Source organism: Cognatundibacterium luofuense (assembly GCF_018139685.1).
GTDB classification, from domain to species: Bacteria; Pseudomonadota; Gammaproteobacteria; order Burkholderiales; family Burkholderiaceae_D; genus Undibacterium; species Undibacterium luofuense.
Genome location: NZ_JAGSPN010000003.1, coordinates 169,080 through 187,943, shown reverse-complemented (window position 1 = coordinate 187,943; position 18,864 = coordinate 169,080). Strand labels below are relative to the sequence as shown.

17 protein-coding genes and 1 pseudogene are annotated in these 18,864 nt (G+C 49.1%); 8 read left to right on the top strand and 10 right to left on the bottom strand.

The genetic code is table 11. The features are described 5' to 3' along the window. Nucleotides 1-73 precede the first annotated feature (73 nt). On the top strand, nucleotides 74-640 hold the full coding sequence (locus KDM89_RS06195; RefSeq protein WP_212687068.1) for a TlpA family protein disulfide reductase: 567 nt from the start codon (nucleotides 74-76) through the stop codon (nucleotides 638-640). A 60-nt stretch (nucleotides 641-700) separates the two neighbouring features. On the opposite strand, the gene KDM89_RS06190 is transcribed toward KDM89_RS06195, so the two are convergent. Next, nucleotides 701-1,021: a hypothetical protein gene (locus KDM89_RS06190; RefSeq protein ID WP_212687067.1), complete on the bottom strand. Its 321-nt coding sequence runs from the start codon at nucleotides 1,019-1,021 to the stop codon at nucleotides 701-703. A 187-nt stretch (nucleotides 1,022-1,208) separates the two neighbouring features. On the opposite strand from KDM89_RS06190, the gene KDM89_RS06185 reads away from it, so the two are divergent. Further along, nucleotides 1,209-2,945, top strand: a complete 1,737-nt coding sequence (locus KDM89_RS06185; RefSeq protein WP_230427698.1) for a carbohydrate-binding protein — start codon at nucleotides 1,209-1,211, stop codon at nucleotides 2,943-2,945. Nucleotides 2,946-3,212: 267 nt separating this feature from the next. Beyond that, nucleotides 3,213-3,788 (top strand): annotated as a pseudogene (locus KDM89_RS06180) (IS66 family transposase); the annotation flags it as partial. Between the two features lie 279 nt (nucleotides 3,789-4,067). On the opposite strand, the gene KDM89_RS06175 reads toward KDM89_RS06180, so the two are convergent. The 4 genes from KDM89_RS06175 to KDM89_RS06160 all read right to left on the bottom strand — a co-directional run bounded on the left by KDM89_RS06175 (nucleotide 4,068) and on the right by KDM89_RS06160 (nucleotide 7,179). After that, entirely contained in the window at nucleotides 4,068-4,373 is a 306-nt protein-coding gene (locus tag KDM89_RS06175) for a hypothetical protein (RefSeq protein WP_212687065.1), read from the bottom strand. A gap of 449 nt (nucleotides 4,374-4,822) precedes the next feature. After that, nucleotides 4,823-5,113 carry a hypothetical protein gene (locus tag KDM89_RS06170; protein ID WP_212687064.1) on the bottom strand — a complete coding sequence of 97 codons (291 nt, stop codon included), beginning with the start codon at nucleotides 5,111-5,113 and terminating at the stop codon, nucleotides 4,823-4,825. Between the two features lie 588 nt (nucleotides 5,114-5,701). After that, nucleotides 5,702-6,331 carry a pentapeptide repeat-containing protein gene (locus KDM89_RS06165; RefSeq protein WP_212687063.1) on the bottom strand — a complete coding sequence of 210 codons (630 nt, stop codon included), beginning with the start codon at nucleotides 6,329-6,331 and terminating at the stop codon, nucleotides 5,702-5,704. Between the two features lie 419 nt (nucleotides 6,332-6,750). Next, the gene (locus KDM89_RS06160) at nucleotides 6,751-7,179 is read right to left on the bottom strand and encodes a hypothetical protein (protein ID WP_212687062.1); all 429 of its coding nucleotides are present in this window, start codon (nucleotides 7,177-7,179) and stop codon (nucleotides 6,751-6,753) included. Nucleotides 7,180-7,476: 297 nt separating this feature from the next. On the opposite strand from KDM89_RS06160, the gene KDM89_RS06155 reads away from it, so the two are divergent. Beyond that, nucleotides 7,477-7,797 (top strand): DDE-type integrase/transposase/recombinase, encoded by a 321-nt coding sequence (locus KDM89_RS06155; RefSeq protein ID WP_212687061.1) that lies wholly within the window; start codon nucleotides 7,477-7,479, stop codon nucleotides 7,795-7,797. A 129-nt stretch (nucleotides 7,798-7,926) separates the two neighbouring features. Then, nucleotides 7,927-8,325: a hypothetical protein gene (locus KDM89_RS06150; protein ID WP_212687060.1), complete on the top strand. Its 399-nt coding sequence runs from the start codon at nucleotides 7,927-7,929 to the stop codon at nucleotides 8,323-8,325. On the opposite strand, the gene KDM89_RS06145 is transcribed toward KDM89_RS06150, so the two are convergent. Continuing rightward, the gene (locus KDM89_RS06145) at nucleotides 8,296-8,640 is read right to left on the bottom strand and encodes a hypothetical protein (RefSeq protein WP_212687059.1); all 345 of its coding nucleotides are present in this window, start codon (nucleotides 8,638-8,640) and stop codon (nucleotides 8,296-8,298) included. The two genes, KDM89_RS06150 and KDM89_RS06145, sit on opposite strands and share 30 nt — an antisense overlap. Nucleotides 8,641-8,831: 191 nt before the next feature. Here KDM89_RS06145 and KDM89_RS06140 point away from each other — a divergent pair, with 191 nt between their 5' ends. The 3 genes from KDM89_RS06140 (at nucleotide 8,832) to KDM89_RS06130 (ending at nucleotide 13,470) form a co-directional block, all read left to right on the top strand. Next, nucleotides 8,832-9,524 carry a response regulator transcription factor gene (locus tag KDM89_RS06140; RefSeq protein WP_212687058.1) on the top strand — a complete coding sequence of 231 codons (693 nt, stop codon included), beginning with the start codon at nucleotides 8,832-8,834 and terminating at the stop codon, nucleotides 9,522-9,524. Continuing rightward, the gene (locus KDM89_RS06135) at nucleotides 9,521-11,599 is read left to right on the top strand and encodes a sensor histidine kinase (RefSeq protein WP_212687057.1); all 2,079 of its coding nucleotides are present in this window, start codon (nucleotides 9,521-9,523) and stop codon (nucleotides 11,597-11,599) included. Before KDM89_RS06140 ends, KDM89_RS06135 begins: the two co-directional genes overlap by 4 nt. Nucleotides 11,600-11,955: 356 nt before the next feature. Next, complete coding sequence (locus KDM89_RS06130) at nucleotides 11,956-13,470, top strand: S41 family peptidase (protein WP_212687056.1); 1,515 nt, start codon at nucleotides 11,956-11,958, stop codon at nucleotides 13,468-13,470. A 6-nt stretch (nucleotides 13,471-13,476) separates the two neighbouring features. On the opposite strand, the gene KDM89_RS06125 is transcribed toward KDM89_RS06130, so the two are convergent. The 4 genes from KDM89_RS06125 to KDM89_RS06110 form a co-directional block, all read right to left on the bottom strand. Beyond that, on the bottom strand, nucleotides 13,477-14,619 hold the full coding sequence (locus KDM89_RS06125; protein ID WP_212687055.1) for a TDT family transporter: 1,143 nt from the start codon (nucleotides 14,617-14,619) through the stop codon (nucleotides 13,477-13,479). Between the two features lie 71 nt (nucleotides 14,620-14,690). Continuing rightward, nucleotides 14,691-15,155 (bottom strand): OsmC family protein, encoded by a 465-nt coding sequence (locus KDM89_RS06120; RefSeq protein WP_212687054.1) that lies wholly within the window; start codon nucleotides 15,153-15,155, stop codon nucleotides 14,691-14,693. A gap of 145 nt (nucleotides 15,156-15,300) precedes the next feature. After that, nucleotides 15,301-16,995: a 2-isopropylmalate synthase gene (locus tag KDM89_RS06115; protein WP_212687053.1), complete on the bottom strand. Its 1,695-nt coding sequence runs from the start codon at nucleotides 16,993-16,995 to the stop codon at nucleotides 15,301-15,303. Nucleotides 16,996-17,593: 598 nt separating this feature from the next. Beyond that, the gene (locus KDM89_RS06110; protein ID WP_212687052.1) at nucleotides 17,594-18,862 is read right to left on the bottom strand and encodes a hypothetical protein; all 1,269 of its coding nucleotides are present in this window, start codon (nucleotides 18,860-18,862) and stop codon (nucleotides 17,594-17,596) included. Nucleotides 18,863-18,864 lie beyond the last annotated feature (2 nt).

Genomic DNA, 18,864 nt, shown 5'->3' with positions numbered 1-18,864 from the left:
TTCATTGCTACAGCATCTATTTAAAATTACAATTTCCGTTCAGCAATTTCTATTGATGATCGGAAAAACTCAGATGGCATCCTTGTTTAGCTTCAAACAAAAAACAGGCGCAGCATTTATCGCACTCGCGGCTTTAACGATTTCCCCTTTGACTCAGGCAGCCGAAAGCGAATACCTGCAATTACCGAACCTGAGCCTTGCGGCTGGCGACAAATTCCCGCTGAAGCAGCTGAACGATTTATCCGGTAATGCCATGTCTGAAAAAGCGTTTCAGGGAAAATATGTGCTGATTAACTTTTATTCAGAACACTGTGCGCCATGCATCCGTGAAGTGCCGGTACTGAATCAGATTCAGGCAAGGAATAAAGATATTTACGTTCTTGCCATCACACCGGACAAAGCCGAAGAAGCGAAGCAATATTTGCAGCAACATGCGTTGAAATGGCCTGTGGCCGCGGGTGCTGATCAGTTATTGTTCAATCGGATTGGCGTGAAATCTTTTCCGTCGTTTGCACTGCTGGATGCAAACGGCAAACTGGTCACCACGGTTTACGCGAATAAGCTGGGCGGCGAAGATGGTAATGCCACGCTGGAAGGAATAGAAAAGTGGCTGCGACTGAAAATGCGCAGCAGACAGTAAGCATCAGAAACCTCTTCATTTTTTCAGGCGGCAAACCGGCGTATGCCCTTGCCGCCTGAATTATTTGTGCCGTACCGGCACAGTACTTACCGGCCCTCTGTACTGCATTTCCGTTTCACCTGCTTCCGGCAAACCCGTACTCTTCAAGCTCCCTATTCCGTTTTCCCGGAAATCAGCGCCTGCAATGCGGCATTTCCGCCACGCCGTCAAAAACAATATTTTTTGCAACAAGATGTTATGGATTCCATCATTTCTGAAGAAACTGATTGTTTCTTTTTTTGCATAGAAAAAGAAGCAGCATAGTCCAGTTATGCTACCGAACTTTTCTGATGCTGCCGCCGGAAATACCGCCGTACCCGGCACAGATAAATACCACTTCAAGCCACAACAACCTATCCCCCATCAGAGAAAATGTAATCGATTTGTAAGTATGACTTGCTATTTTCTACATATTTTTGCATTAAATTGAAATTACTAATCAACACTTGATTTTCAATAGCCAGTATAAAAGATGAAGTAAATTTGATGGTATTACATTGGTATCTGTTTCCATAAAGAAAGGAATATCATGAAACACCATCTGCATTTACTGGCTCCGCTGACCGTGGGCTTATTGTTAACAGCCTGCGGCGGAACAGACTCTGCACCGAAATCTGCGCAATCTTTATCCGGCTCTGCGCTGCCGGTTGTACTGAGCGGTCAGTCTGTCGTTCAGACCACAGCAGGCAAGCTGATACCTTCCGGCAAGTTATCGGCGACAGCCGCAGCGGTTGCCAGCTGCGCGGCGGCGTGGGACGCTAAAACAGCGTACACCGGCGGCAAACTGGTCAGTGAAAATGGCCGCAACTATGTCGCTAACTGGTGGACGCAGGGTAATGAGCCGCTGAAAAATAATGGTGCAACCGGCACCGGACAACCGTGGACTGATCAGGGCGCTTGCGGCGGCAGCGGAACCGGTGACACAAGTGGCACTGGTGGTACTGGTGGCTCAGGCGGAAGCACGGGAGGCAGTACCGGCGGTTCCGGCGGCAGTACAGGTGGAAATACCGGTGGAAATACGGGCGGTAGCGGCAATAGCTGCGCAACAGCATGGAACAGCGGCGTGGCTTACGCCGGTGGCAGTTTCGCCAGCGAAAATGGCCATAACTACAAAGCCAACTGGTGGACGCAGGCGAATGATCCGCAACAATTCAGCGGCCCTGCCGGTTCCGGCCAGCCGTGGACGGATCAGGGTGTCTGCAGCGGCTCCGGTGGCTCTACGGGAGGCTCGACTGGCGGTTCGACTGGTGGCTCTACCGGTGGTTCTACCGGCGGCTCAACTGGTGGATCAACCGGTGGCTCTACCGGCGGTTCAACTGGCGGCACCGGCACAACCGGCGTAGCACCGGGTTTCATCTTCAGCCCGTACAAAGACATCAGCATCAATATGAACTGGAACACCAACATGGCGATGACCACGGTGATCGGTAGTTCGCAAACACTGGCGAACGCGATGCCTGCGAATTTATCGACAGTCACGCTGGCCTTTGCCACCGGTGAATGCGGTGCGGAGAACTGGGGTGGCGTCGCCGGTGCAACAATTGCATCGGCCAATATTCCGGCGCTGGTTGCCAAAAATAAGAAATATATTCTTTCCACTGGCGGTGCAGCAGGCTCCTTTACCTGCGCGACCGATGCCGGTTTTGAAACCTTCATCAACCGCTACAGCTCCGCCAATCTGATCGGTATCGATTTTGATATTGAAGCGGGCCAGACCGAAGCCGACATCAGTAACCTGGTACAACGGGTAGCGAATGCACAGAAAAAATGGCCGAATCTGCGCTACAGCTTCACGATTGCCACACTGGGCGGTAACGTCAGCCCTAGCCTGAATTACTACGGCGAACTGGTGATTAAGCTGATCAAAAAATATCAGCTCAGTAATTACACGATCAACCTGATGACCATGGATTACGGCAGCCCTTCGGGTGGTAACTGCATCGTCAAAAACGGTGAGTGCGATATGGGTGCATCTGCGGTTCAGGCAGCAATTAACCTGAACAAGCAGTACGGCATTCCGCTGAGCAAAATCGAAATCACGCCGATGATAGGCGGCAACGACACGCCGAACGAAACCTTCCGCCTGGAAGACATCAGCGTCGTGGTCAATTACGCTAAGCAAAACGGTATTGCCGGCGTGCATTTCTGGTCGCTGGACCGTGATACAGACTGCGCACCGGGCTACGCTTCGCCAACCTGTAACACCTACGGTAAAGCAGGTTCACTGGGCTTCACCAAAGCCTTCCTGACCGGCTTCGGTTACTAAAATAAAATCCCCCGCGCCGCCATGCCGCGGGGGATTTTTCTCTCTTGCTCCCTGCACCATACGGCACTTGCAACCCGGGGCAATGATTGCCCCGCCACACTACCGCTGTGCAAATATCGTCATTTCTGTTTTCCGGACAACCAGACTTTCTGCCGACGACCGCTGGGTTGCTGTGCTGAACACCGCATTTTGATGTTAAAACGGAAAATAATAAGGCTTGGCTCATTGTAATTCCCCCTACGCGGTGCGGGATACGCCTTACGGCCTTACAAAGCCTTGTTTGCCAATGGCATGCGGGAAATTGGCTGCTTGGCACATGCCCGGCGTAAATTCTTCGAACTGCATGCGGCGGGTGGTCACCCTGTCGCAGCGGAAGCGTTGCAACGTATTGCGCGACTATATGCCATCGAAGAACAAGCCAAAGTCCAAACCGCAGACCAACGTGCGCAAAGTCGCGCTTTGCACAGCCAACCCGAACTGCAATCACTGCACGATTGGCTGTTGAAACTACGGCCGAATGTGGCCAGTGGTGGCAGCTTAGCCAAAGCCATCGATTACACACTGCGGCGCTGGCCAGCGCTGGTTCATTATGCTGAAACGGGCGACCTGCCGATCGACAACAATCCAATCGAAAACGCCATACGGCCGATTGCGATTGGCAAGAGGAACTGGTTATTTGTGGGCAATGAACGCGCCGGCAAGCGCGCTGACGCGATCCAAAGTTTGTTGGCGACCGCCAAATTGCATGACATTGAACCATCCGAATGGCTGAAAGATACGCCGGAAAAACTCCCGACTTGGCCCAATAGCCGGATTGATGAATTGCTGCCGCTGCGCGACTAATTTATACCGGTGCTACTGAGCAGGTGGTTGGGCCGGAGCGATACCGATCATCTATGCTCACGCACTTAACTTCAAGATGACTTCACCGGGTGCTTACACAGCAACAACTAAAAAGAAACCTCTATCAAAATCCCTGGCAATTGCTTAGGGTTTTGGTAGAGGTTTTTTATATGTTTAGAGAGAAGAACCCCAAATCAAACACGCAATAACGGCAAGGAAAATGTATTACAACAAGACTTCCCTCTTCGCTCGCGGCATTAGCTCGACCCGATCAGATGATTACTCCTTACGGCCTTTCATTCTCGTAACATGTAAAACTTTCCCATTCTTATCGAAATATTCAATCAACATGTTAGTTGCTTTATCCTTAGGGACCAATCTTCCAGATTCGTCAAAAGTAGAAACTCTTATTTCCGCAACTGGAATTAACAAATTCTTAATCTTTCCTTCACATTCAACATCACCTTCTATATAACGAACACCTTCAGGCATTTGATTAAACAACTCTTTTTTCACTGACTTGGAAAAAACATCAATAACTAAAATGATTTCATTCGGCTTTAAAACTGGCAGATCGCAGGGCATGTTCATAATTTTCTAAAAAATGATTAGTTTCTATTAATAAGAATTTTATCTAATAACTCATATCGTTTCTGAAATAAAGTTTTTGCTGCGCTTTCATTTGGCGCTCCTTTGCTTAATGCATACATGGCCAATGACTCTGAAAAATCTTCCTCTGGTGAACTTCTCGAATAAATGGATGGCGTTCGCCCATCAGTGCTAATCGCATTTTTCTAGGCATACTCAGCATTAGAATCTTCCCATAATGATTTACTTAGTAAGTGGCCTGTTTCATGAATCGTTGTCGAATCAATATAATCTTGTGATTTCGCGTTGACCGAATCCATTGGATAAAAAATCAAATTTCCATGACCTGCACTGGCTACCGAAGAAAAATCCGGTCTATTATAGTAGGTAGCCCAATAAGTATCGTAAGGGTTTTGTTTCTGGTTAAGAATAAAATATTTAGTTAATTACAACTTTCTTTCAGGTACGGTACCAAGCAAATTGGCAATCAATTTAAAGCTTGGAAGCTCTTTTAATTGCTGTGGCACATCCCCAGCTGGATATGAAATTGAGAAGGGCGAAACTATGCTGACTTTAACATCTCCAATAATTACCTCTTGCGAGATCGCAGCAACTTGTTCAGAGTTGCCTTTAAAAAGGAACATGATATATTTACTCTCTCCAAATGAAATTGGTCTTCGGATTCGGTCGAAATAGGCCTTATCCGCCTCAACAGGCTCTGGATTATCATAATTCACAATTGGATTTTGTATTAACTGCCTATTTCCGTTCGACAAAGACCCTAATAATTCAATTACAGAAGGTATATTAATCGCGCCTAATTCATCGGCAGTTATTGGCGCAATTTCTTTAATTTAGGGACAGGATTGCGGCTAAAAAACCCAAAACGGGGTCAGTTCTGACATCTGTGCAAATATCATCATTTCAATTTTCCGCAAGCCCGGACTTTCTGCCGACGACCGCCGGATTGCTGTGCTGAACACCACATTTTGATGTTAAAACTTTAAAACAACAGGGTTGGCCGGATTGTAATGCTGCGGTACATTTGTCCAAGCTGAGAAGGCAATACTGGATTACAGTCTGTGCCACAACAGCCAGCTCAGGCCGCATCACCATAATGGTGGTTTGGCACCCAAAGAGACCGGGCACAATTATTGGCTTAGCTATAACGAAGTGGCCAAAATTAGTTGTTCACTACAGTGTCCTATGAGTTGATAATTTAATTGCTTTTTGGAGTGGGTGTCTATTTGAGCTTCTACTAGCGCATCCATACGACGCAATAGATGAAACCCATTGTGCCTTAAAAATACTTGCACCTTACGGCCTTAGTTAATCCAAACGATTTGATCGACCTTATTAAATGAACTTTGTAAAAACCAATCAGCATTTTGCTCATTTTTCGAAAGCTGAAGCTTCTGTCCATTACAATTAATAATCTTTACATTATCCAATTTTGCACCTTGCAGTCTTACGTTCGAAAGATCGCAATTTTCAAGAACAGCATTCACAAAATTCGCGCCTGAAAAGTCAGCGCCTGAAAAGTCAACTCCATAAAATTTTGCGCTTGAGAAATCTGTATTTTTTGCGAAGCATCCGTGAAAATTGGTGGAGTTATCAGCCTGTGCGTTGGAAAAATCAGCATTTTCAAGTTGTGCGGTTCCGAAATCTGCACCACTAATATTTGATTTTGAAAAATCTCCGTCGCTTAAATCGAATTTATAGAAATCAACGTTTTCCAAATTCCTCTTGGCTAAGTTTACACATCGAAAATCATAGAGTTCCGCCTTTCCTCGATGTGTATATGAGGTTCGGATTTCACTACCCTCATCAGGATACAATTTTCTTACCATTGCCAAAAATACTTCTTTAGTACTATTCGAATCGACGAGGACGTCGACCGCTTCCTTCCAGGGGGAATTCATCCAACGAGCGGTTAATATTTTTAAATCATCCATTTTTTTTCCTTATTTTTTATAAAACGGATTTTCAATCCATTGTTCCACACGAAGAGCGCCTGAACGAGATTCCACAACAACACCGCAGTGAGTAATAGAATTTAAGGGAACCTGTGACCGCTTCGCCGTCAGTTACACGTTTGACTGCCAGCGCTTTAAACTCGGTTGTATAAGCTTTTTTGGGTATCCTGTTCATCATTTGTCTTTCCAAAGTTTCGTTGATTTTACGTCACCTTTGGGGAACTAAATTTCAGGGGAAGCTCACTTACAAGACAGGCGCAAATGGCTGCTCGAAATAGATTGATGCGACATCTACGTTGAAAAATGCCGACCAGAGTAATTCGCTACTTATTCTCTGTGTCGGACTTTCACCGACTATCTTTCACCAGCTTTGCAGCCGCACTGGGTGTCCTGTGAATTTATTCAAGCGTCGAAACAGGAGTGGGAACGAAATTATTTGCAGTTAATTCATCACGCCATTCCACCAATAAAATACCGTACATTCTCACAAACATCAGCCTCACATTATCTATCTTCCAGCCTGAAGGCAGATAAAAGCACTCATCATGATCGTCTTCAATTATTCGTGCAAAATCATAATTGCTATCCTGAAAAGCATTCGTAAGCATTTCAAGGAAAATAACTTTGTGATGAACTGACCACGATCTGACCGTTGATGTGCGACAAAAATATCTCTCAGTGAGTTGCTGCAGATCCGAAAAGACATTGGGATCAAATTTGTTCAACTCTTCTCCCAATGACTCTTCCCTATCATAAATCGAAAAACCTCCAACTAAATACCCCGGAGTCGGAACAAAATCGGTGTCACTATTTGGATGGTTTAACATAAAAATTTCGCTCTCTATTTTGTAAAGCTGTAAGGCACATTGCAATACGCCGAATGGGAATGATACCGGGTTGCGCCTAGAAACCACAAAACGGGGTCAGTTCTGACATCTGTGCAAATATCATCATTTCAATTTTCCGCAAGCCCGGACTTTCTGCCGACGACCGCCGGGTTGCTATGCTGAACACCGCATTTTGATGTTAAAACGATAAAATGATAAGGCTTGGCGCATTGTAATGAGCCCTACGGGCTAGACCTGTTCAACAGGGCAGTCGTGAGCTGGTAGCTCAAGCCTCGCATGACCGCCGATATCCTCACGGCCGCGCTGAGTGTGACATGGTTCCGTAAAAAGCCGGCGCTGGGTTTGCACCATCATTCCGACAGAGGATGTCAGCACGCCAGCAAGGCGTTCAGGGATAAACCGAGAAAGTTTGCCATACGTTGCTCGATGAGTCGTAAGGGAAATTGCTGGGATAATGCACCGACTGAGAGCTGGTTTAACAGCTTTAAGAATGAGCGTTATCATGGAATTCGCAATGCAAGCCATGATGCAATGAAGGTCGCGAGCTTTGAATATATTGAGCAGTTTATAATCGAACGCGGCAGCATTCGACATTAGGTTACCGCTCGCCGGTTCAATATCTGGAAGACCGGATAAAGAAACAAAATCAAGAGAATCTCACTGCGTGACATTCACCTGATGGTGAACTAAATACCGAGTGAAGCTCATCTGGAAAGGAAAATAATAATGGATTCTCATATCCGCATGACAAAATATATGGGTCGGGCATCTTTGGTGAGAGTTAATACATTAGGTGATCATCTTCTTGCGCAGCTTTTGCATGGAAATATCTATCTCGCTTCCAATGCTCAAGAGTTGTTAACTCTAGCGACAGAAATTTCTCAAATTACTCGCGTAGAAGATTTAGGGTTTTATGATTCGGTTGGTGTGTACTTCAACAAAGACATAGTGACCTTAGATCATGTGGTCGAAGAGTATGGTGAATTCTCAATGCCGCTGACTGTGTTTATCGAGGTGCTTAAAAAGTGGGTAGCATTTTTGGAGAACGAAGCGGTAAATGAGGAAGAGTTTTTGATTGATTTAGATTTGCACAATTCACAGGACACCCATTTCAAAAAGCATTAAAACCAAAACCACAACACTCTTTGAATCAATCTTTTTCTCAGCGTCTTCCTTTTTATCATCATCAGGCGGTGGGCTGGCCGTTGCACTGTTTGTATCCCCTGCACTAATAGCAGTCGCCTCATCTGTCCCCTGCCCAGAGTTCTGCATTACTTGCTGCTGCCAAAGATACATCGCCCCACCAGCAAGTATAAAGGCCGTAAGGCGTATCCCGTACCTCGTAGGGCGCATTGCAATGCGCCGAATGGGAATGATGCCGGGTTGCTGCAAAAAAACGTAAAACGGGGTCAGTTCTGACATCTGTGCAAATATCGTCATTTCAATTTTCCGCAAGCCCGGACTTTCTGCCGACGACCGCAGGATCGCTATGCTGAACACCGCATTTGAGCTGTTTTCAGGCTCAATTCCGTGCCGCTGGTCGCCTGTGAAGAAACACTCACAGCCGGATGGCTGGCTTTTTTACGGCACTCCGTTTAGGCTTGGCAGATTGCTATATTTGCCAAACCATCATGATCAATATCGCCCTGATAGAAGACGACGAACCGACCAGTAACCAGCTGCGCCAGTGGATCAGCGCCGCCAAACCGGAAGCGCGGGTGGATCAGTGGTTTAACCGGGACGATGCAGAAGCGGCGCTGCTGCGTGAACAGTACGATCTGGTGATTCTGGATATCGAGCTGGGTCGCGAGCGCCATGCCGGTGTTGCCATCATCAATGCGATCAATAAACACAGCGCGACGCCGGTGCTGGTGGTATCTGCGATGCCTGCCACCATCTACCGCAGCATCATGAAAGCGCTGGATGCCTGGGATTATCTGCAAAAAGCCACCTTCAGCGAAGATGATTTCATCGAAACTCTGCTGGAAATTCTGCGTGCGGTACGTGAAAAAAAATCGCAGCAAAAAGTAGCTCCTGAACCGGTCAGCATCAGCCTTGACCCCTTACGTCAGCGCAATCCGATCTGGCGCGGTCAGCGCGTGAATCTGCCATTGACGGCACAACGCATTCTTGCGGTGTTGCTGGAACATCAGGGTCAGGTCGTCACCTACGACGACTTATACGAAGTCGTGAAAAGCGGACGTAACCGCGAAAATATCCGCAAACACGTGTCCACTATCCGCGATGCTTTCCGCGAAATCGATGCGAACTTTAACCTGATTGAAAACGTGCCTTTGCGCGGCTTTCGCTGGGTGAGCGAATGAAGCGCCTGTGGCTGGCGGCTTACCGGCTGCGGATTGTCTTTCGCGGCATTTTTTTGTTGCTGGCGATTGCGACCATCGCGCTGGCAATTTCCTTGCTGCAACAAGAAAAGCAACTCGCGCTGGATGCTTACCAGACGCATTTTGATAAAACCCAGCAACAGTTATCCGCGTTACTGCGTCATCCCAGCGGTCAGCTGGCGTTGCTGAATCCGGGCATGCTGAATGAAGCCAGCACCGGACTGCATCCTGTCATACTGCCATTTGCCGCGCTGGATTTTGATGATCAGAGTAAGGTACAGCAGGCAATTGCGATGTCCGGCTGTCTGCAGCAGTACGGTGACAATGGCGATCTGTGCGCAGGCATCGGTAACAGTCCGTGGGGCGGCGCGTTTTTGTATCTGGCAGGGCATTTCAATGCACCGGCACTGACCGAACATGAACGCGGCGAACGCGATCTGAGCAAGGCAGACCGGCTGGAATTGTCGCTGCGCGTTGATGATCAGGAGTTTCACTGGATCGCACCGTTTGAAGCCGACAATAATAAAAACAACGCCGCACCGGTGTTACGCGGACGCTTTACCGGCTTTCTGAGCAGCGATCTGGAAGCAGGAAAAAGCAAGCCATATAAGGATTTTCGTGCCTTAGTCTGGCAACAGGGGCGCTGTAATCAGGCGCAGTCAGATAAGGACGAAAGCCAGTGCCAGCGCACGGCTTTCTTTTCTGTGCGCATCGCAATTCCGCAATGGCAGGCGGCCATTTACACCAACCGCAATCCCGCATGGCCTCCGAGCGATCTGAACAAATTGCGTATCCATGCGCAAATCAAAGCGGCCAACAGCGAGCAAGTCTTACTCGACAGTGATCACGAAAACCGCAGCGGGATTTTTTCTCTGCGTGATTTACAGCAGCATTTGCTGGCAGGTGAAAAAATTGAAATCCGCCGGCCTGATCAGAAAAAAGCGTATTTGCAACTTCAAGGTGACAACGCACAGGCACTGGATCAGAAAGCCTTATTAATTCGCTTAATTAACTGGCTACCGGTAGAAAAACGAATCTGGCGACTGGAACGTAAAGAAGTGCTGAACACCGCAGCATTTCCGGTGGAATTCAGCCTGACCGGCGATCAGCGCAGCGCACTGCAGAATCTGACCATCGTCGCTGCGCGTATCAGTTGGTATGTCGCAGCGATGCTGCTGGCTCTGCTGCTGGCCTGGGGCTTGCTGGAAGTGAACATCATGCGTCGCATCACCCTGCTGTCCAAACGCGCCAAAGCCCTGTCCAGCCACGTCAAAGCCAGTCAGGGTATAGAGCAATTTAATCTGAATGATTTACGCAGTGCAGATGAACTCGGCGTACTGGCCAGCTGTCTGCAGGATTTATTGCGCCGCGTGCGTGAAGATCTGGAACGGGAGCAAATCCGTGCCGCACAGGAAAAAGATATGTGGCATGCGGTCGGGCATGAAATCATGTCGCCATTGCAGTCTTTGCTGGCCTTACATCAGCGCGAAGATGATCCCAGCCTGCGTTATTTGCAGCGCATGCAGCAGGCGCTGACCATACTGTACGGCAATGCCTCCCCTTCCGAAGCCTTTCAGGCCAGCGTGCTGGATATTGCACCGCTGGAATTACAGCAATTTGTCAGTACGCTCATCGAATATGCACCGGATGCGGGCATACACGGTCTGGTATGGGCCGAACCGCCACCGGACAGTCAGCAGAAAATCTGGATCAAAGCCGACGAACATTCGCTGGAAGATGTGTTCAGCCATATCCTGAACAATGCATTGCGTTACCGCCTGCCGGACACTGCAATTGAAATCGGGTTACAGGCTGATGAGCGCTACGCCATGATCAGCATTAAAAACTGCGGACCACAAATTTCCGCCGAACTGATCGATAAAATTTTTGAATACGGTGTATCGGATCAGGCCGAAGCCGGTGCAATGGGGCAACGCGGACAAGGCTTATTCGTCGCCAAAACCTATATGGCGAAAATGGGTGGGACGATTACGGTCAGCAACCTGGCGGACGGTGTGTGTTTTGTGCTGACTTTGCCGCGGGTTACGTCTATATAGGCTTCGCTTAAATCCGAATGCCACGTAAAACAATCACTGCAATAATGTACAGGAATTTCAATTAATACATAGAACTCATTTCATAAATAGCCACGAGTGCGAACGCGGGGTGCCGGGAGGCAGTGCGCGGCGTCGTTGCGCAGCACAGGCTGGTGCCTGTGCAAGCGACGCAACAAAGCAATGCGCCCGGCACCTCCGTTCCCGGAGGGTTTGCCTCATAGCGCACGCTGGACAGCGTGCGCTATGAGACAAACGCATCTCGCGGGTATTTATGAAATGAGTTCTAGTCACTTTTAACATACCCTTATTGCTTTCTTACTGCCATTGTTCTTCACATACCCGGAGAGACAAACAATATGACTACTCTGTCCCTTGCAGCAACATTAATTGCATTACAAGCGAGCTCGCTCACAGTGACACAAATGCCGCAAACAGCACAAGCATGGGCAACAGCTGCACGAAAAGATGTAGAAGCAGCCTATCAGTTAACAAAGGAAAACCATCCGGGCATGTATGATCCTCAAAATCCGGGATTTATTTTGCAACTGGATAAGGCGAGAGATGACGCAATAGCAATGAGTCAACAAGTGACGGAAGCCAATGGCTATATGGCTGTCATCGCGAAATTCAGTACCTTATTGCAAGATGGCCATGCCGGAGCATTTAACACGCTACCGGAATCATTCACGACGATTCGCTGGCCGGGATTCAATGCAAGCTGGCGTGGCAATGGTCTCCGGGTCTTTCGCTCCGATCTGCCAGAAGTACCCAAAGGGGCACAGATTCTGGCCTGTGACGGCATTGCAATCGAAGACCTGATCAAGCAGCGTGTGTTCCAGTACAGAGGCTTACAAGACGTACCTGGTCAATGGTGGAGTCTGGCTGGCGATGTGATGACGGATAATCAGAATCCATTTTTGAATCCGCTGAACGCCTGTGAAATTCGTATTAACGGAAACACAAAAAAAATCCGGTTGCAATGGACTGTAAGACCTGAAGAGGGATGGCAGTGGCGTCGGGAAAGTAAATTCGGTGACAGGCTCCCGATCGGCATGCGCTGGATTACTCCGGAAATGGCTTGGATCGCACTGCCCAATTTTACGCCGGATCAGGATCAGATCAAGCTCTATGAGCAAATGCTGGACCAAATAAAATCAGAACGTGAAAAACTACTTAAGTCCCGTATGATCGTCATCGATCTGCGACACAACCAGGGCGGCTATGGCTCCTGGGCGGTACGAACTGCACAGGCTTTGTGGGGAGAATCCGTATTCGAGCGCTTAAAAGCAAGCTACTTTGCTGAGACACGAACATGGCGGCGTGCTTCAATTCAGAATGTTGAAGCCATGGAACTCGAGCCTGAAGCAATGATCAAACGAGGTATGCCAGAGTATGTAGAATATGTACGTTGGCTCGCTAAGGGTTTAAGAACTGCCTACAACAATGGCGAGCCATTTTATATCGAAGGAAATGAAAAAACGCCGCTTCCCAAAGGTTTAACGCGCAATCAGGCAATGCAAATTGCTTTACAACCGCAAGCAGGCGATCTGCCTCAGCTCACAACGCCTGTATGGGTAATAGTACCCGGCGACTGCGCCAGCTCGTGTCTTGATGCAATTGATTATTTTAAGTTCTTCCTAAATACGAAACTCATCGGTGCGCCAAGCTCAGTAGATTCAACTTATATGGAAGTACGTTATCAGCCCACCGCATCAGGAATGACGAAAGTTATTCTGCCGGGTAAGATCGTCGTTAACCGCCCCAGAAAAAATGGGGATTATTACCTCCCTGACGTGCTGCATTCTGACCTTGACTGGTCAACTCAATCCTTTGAAAAGCACTTGAAAGCGATTGCGGAGACCCGGAATTAAAATAGATCAGTTATCGCTTATCTTCTTTGCGGAAGCTGGGGGAACATTCAGTTTAGGTGTCAGCAAATGCCCGCTGATGGTGCCCCAGGCGGTATATGCCAGCACAATCAGCCATGCTCCCAGCAGAGCGACGTACATCACCATTGCCAGCCAGCTGAACACTGGCAAACCGCTGTGGCGGGCTAGCTGGCATGTTGCCGTAACGCAGGTACCGACCGGAAAGGTGAATGACCACCAGGTCAGTGCAAAACCCATCTTATTCTGGTGCGCACGCAACGTCAGCAAGGTAGCTATCGGTATCCACAACCAGATAAATCCCCAAACCGGCACACCGTACAGCAACGCCAGTGATTTCAAGCCCATTGCGTAGGGTTCCGGCAGGGTATTGGCTGCAGCCATACCCAGTCCGCCAGCGGCAGTCACTGACTGACCGACCGGCCCAAGTACAAGCCATAAAGTAGGTACCCTCACTGATGCCGATGAGCCAAAATGTGCCAGCCGACTCCAGATCAGAGTAATGATCATGAACGACGTGGTCAGGCTCATACCAAACATCGCATAGCAGGCCAGAATCAGCGACTCGCGCAAAACAGGGTCAACGATATAGGGCGCGATGACCGCACCACCCGTCGCTGACACCATCGGTGGCACCACTGGCATTAACCATCCACCAAATGCGCCGTCGTGACTGACTTTCAACTGGGTAAATAAACGAAATGGTACGGCAATTGCAACCAGATAACCCATCACAGTACCTGTGGCCCAGCAGAATTCCGCAATCAGTAACGCAGCATTGATTCCCAGATAGTGCTGCCCGGTCAGCAAACTGGCCGTTCCGACAGTCATAATCGCCATCGGTGGTGCACCGAAAAACTGTATTGCTACAGGATCATCAAGCAATGCACGTAATACTTGGGGATGTTTCAGCCAGTGCAAAGGCACAACAATCAGCAAGATCACTAAAAATACCGAGGACGCGAGCCAGGCAAACAAGGATATCTGATCAATCCATGCGAAATGATCAGGCAATAATGCACCCGCAATCGCAATCATGCCCGTTCCCATGACTGACGCAAACCAGTTTGGCCCCAAAACGACCCGCCCCGACACCGGCGAAGACAGTGCCCCGAATAAACGCATCCATTGCATACGGATCTCTCTTTACAAATACTGGCACAGATCGACGACGGACTATATGGCCGGAAAACGACGTGTGATGTTTAAACGACTGGCTGGATGGTCACGCTGGCTTTGAGCGAATTTGCGATATAGCAATGATCATGCGACAGTTCATGTAAGGCGGTGATTGTTGCCTGATCAGGCTGATTGTCACCGGAAAATGTCACCTTCGGCTGCAACACAATATTGGCAAGATACAGGCGGTTACGTTCGTTTTTTTCCATGGTGCCGACCGGATGATCTTCATACTGGTCAACGATGTAACCTTTTTTGCAGGCGAAAGCGAGGAAAAACAGCATATGGCAACTCGCCAGTGCGGCAACCACGGCCTCTTCCGGATCCACATTTTCCGCGACCGACATCGGTAATGGTACAGAAGATGGCGCAGACGATGCCGGTACACGCAAACCACCGTCAAATTGCCATTCATGGGCGCGGCTGTACTGATTATCACTGAATACCTGTTCGCCGCGCTGCCATACGATACTTGCCAGATGCTGACTCATCTTTCTCTCCTGATTGAATAGAATGAAATGCAAAGGGTTGACGCAAAGAGTGTGTAGTGTAAGTGTTTTTCATCCATCCGGTTTGCCGTCTCAAAATGAAAAAGGCAGCAAACGCTGCCTCCCCTACATCAATCTGATAATGGATTTAAGCTGCAGCCTGAATCTCTCGTTGCGGGATCTGCGCCGAAACGGCAGCAAACACGGCGCTGATCGCGGCAACTTCTGCATCCTGATGATGGGCGACACCGCAAGCGTATCCGTGTCCGGTATGAATTTCGGCAATCACATACACTTTGCCGTGCTGATGTTTATCCGGCATGACCGACCACTGCGCAGACTGCACGTTAAATCCGAGATTGTTCAGCATATGCTGACAGGCGTCATGAAAGCCAGAGCCTGCCGCAATGACCGCTCGTGGCTGGCCGTGCAACAGCAGATCCGTACGCAACGATAATTGTGCGGCATCTGATGGCGATGTTCTGTGATCCAGAACCTGATGTGCTTGATAAGCGAGATGGGTTGGTGTTTGTAAATAGACTTTTTCAAACACCTGAAAGACGGTTTGTGCGCTGACTTCCGCACCGCTGGCATCGGCCAGTTGTTGTACTTCACGACTCAGTGCAATCTGCATACGACGCGGCAAACGAATGCCGTATGCCTGTTCCAGCAAATAGCTCATACCACCTTTGCCGGACTGACTGTTGACCCGAATTACCGCGTCATAACTACGGCCAATGTCTTGCGGATCAATCGGTAAGTATGGTACTTCCCAGATCTGACCGGACTGTTGTTGCGCAAAGCCTTTGCGTATCGCATCCTGATGTGAGCCTGAGAACGCGGTATGCACCAGATCACCGGCGTAAGGATGGCGCGGATGCACAGGAATACGGTTGATATCTTCCACCACAGCGCGTACCGCATCGATATCGGAAAAGTCGAGTTGCGGCGAAATACCCTGGGTGTACAGATTCAGCGCCAGCGTCACAATATCCACGTTGCCGGTGCGTTCGCCGTTACCGAACAAACAGCCTTCGACACGGTCTGCACCAGCCATCAGCGCCAGCTCCGCAGCGGCGATACCTGTGCCACGGTCATTATGCGGATGTACGGATAATACGGTTTGCGCACGTCGCTTTAAATGGCGGTGCATCCATTCAATCTGATCTGCGTAAACATTCGGCGTGGAGACTTCCACTGTCGCCGGCAAATTAATGATGATGTCCGTTTCACTGTCGCGACCGGCACACCAGATATCACTGACGGCATCGCAGACTTCGAGCGAAAAATCGAGTTCTGCCATGCTGAAGGTTTCAGGTGAATATTCGTAACGCCACTGCGTTGCAGGTCTGGCATCCGTCAGTTCACGGATTAACTGTGTACCAGCGCTTGCCAGCGCCAGAATCTCGGCACGACTCTTTCCGAACACGATGCGGCGAAACGATGGCGAGACCGGGTTATACAAATGCACAATCACACTGCGCGCACCCTCTACCGATTCAATGGTGCGACGGATTAAGTCCTCTCTTGCCTGCGTTAATACTTCTATCGTCACATCATCCGGAATATGACCACCTTCGATCAGTTCGCGTACAAACTGAAATTCGGTATCCGATGCAGATGGAAACGCGACTTCAATTTCTTTAAATCCTATCTGTACCAGCATCTGAAAGAAACGCAGTTTCTGTGCGATGCTCATGGGTTCAATCAGCGACTGATTGCCATCGCGCAAGTCTGTACTCATCCATACCGGCGCAGCCGTAATACGACGTGACGGCCACTGACGATCCGGTAAATCTACAGTGGCAGATGGACGATATTTGGCAGCAGGTTGATTCAACATGGCATTTTCTCTGGATGAACGGATGCAACAGACTCTCAGCGACTGCTGATCCGGAATACAATAAACAATAGGAAAATGTGGCGTCAGAGGCGACCGGCTGCCACGAACACGAGGCCGGTCAGCCGCGCGGTAGTCGTAGCAAAGTTGCTTTGCGCAAGGCAAAAGCGCGGTACAACAGAGAAATTGTCAGTAAGCTGGCGAAGAAGATCATGGTGTTATCCTGTCAGTCACGGTAAGTGACTGGGTGAAACGCTGATTGAACCGGGTTTTTCTGTATTCCGGAATTCCGGAACCTGGTGAAGTGTGAACACTTCAGACGACGTAGCAGATCAGCTTAGTCGTAGCGCTAGGATAACTAGTAGGGATAGCAGCATCAGTGCAGAAACAGTCACAGCCAGCTGTTTGCCGGCTTCTGTTTGTTGCGCAACGGTGATGTGCTTTTGAGATTTCATGTGATGTACTGTAAATCGACTTTAAAAACCGGTCAAGGATTTTTTCAAAAAAAGTGCATTTTCATCATACGTAAAAATACTTACCTGAATTTCTTAATTAAGATATTTAACAAATAATTTTGATCAAACGGCGTTTCTGTCAGTGATCAGCTTGCCTGCAATTTACGAAATTTCCATAAAACCCGCAGAAGCAATATTCCCAGCCATATCTGGGTCGTTGCGAAGCCAAAACCTGCAATCACACGCAGCAGCTCAGGGTGCAATGGTATTGCAAGCAACAATAACAGAGTCAGACTCTGTGCTCTTGCCTGCCATAGTGCTTGCTTTACCGGCAACAACATTTGCATAGGCGGAATTTTACTGCGCGGTGGTAAGCGTCGCCGCAAATGCAGAAACACCAGAAACGGTATGATTTTGACCAGCATCGCATTCACCGGTAACCAGACGCCAGCGATCAGCACCAGCACGCCGGCGATCCATGGCCAGCTATTGCCGGTCAGTAAGCCACATTGCAAAGCAAGAACAATCATCGCGCCCGCAGCCCAGCCCGCACCGGCAATCAGCCATAACAGATATCCGGGATCATTACGCCGCTTTGCCTTCAGCAATGCGAATAAAGAGCAGACCGCACAGACAATGACCGACACGGCCATACTCAGCAACGCTATCGTCTGCCATGCCGGAATCAGTAGCAACAGGGATGTGAACCAGAAACTGGCAGGAAAGAATGTCTGAAACCAGCGACCGGGGCGCGGCGTCTGCCAGAACATCGGCACGGTAGTCGATGCGATGCCAACCAGTAAGGCAGCCAGCCAGGCCACGCTTGCTGCACCAACGTGAACATTCAGTAACCAGCCAACCGGTAACAAAGGAACAGGCAGATCGCCGAATAAGCCGGCCATCAGTACACCCGCAACCAGCACCACACATAAGGGTAAAGGAATAAAGCGGAGTGTCAGCGTGGTGTTATCAACAAGCTCAACGTTGCGCAGAGCCGGAAAATAGACAAACACGACCAGCAGTAACAGTAAGCTGCCGCATATTGCCGCCGCTGCAAAAGCGAGCTGTGCAGTGCCTGCAAACCCGCTGAGGGCGTTAATCAGCGCTGCTGCAGTGATCCAGCACAAAGGAGCAAGTAGCAAGCGTGCGCTGCGCGATTCTGTTACCCGCACAGCAGCCACCACCGGCAACAATTGCATCAGCGCCCCGAGCATCACTGGCAACGCTACTGCCAGCATCATCCAGTGCACCAGCGCCAGCGCCAGCCCGGAAAAGCGATCCGGAAAACCGGCTTGCGGGCCGAAAGCCAGCCAGAAACCCGCTGCTGCGCTCAACAGCGGAGCGGGTACAAGGCAAAAGAAGACGATGGCCGGATCCGGTGCCAGATCATAGCTCAGGGTTTTCGGAAGCGTCATGC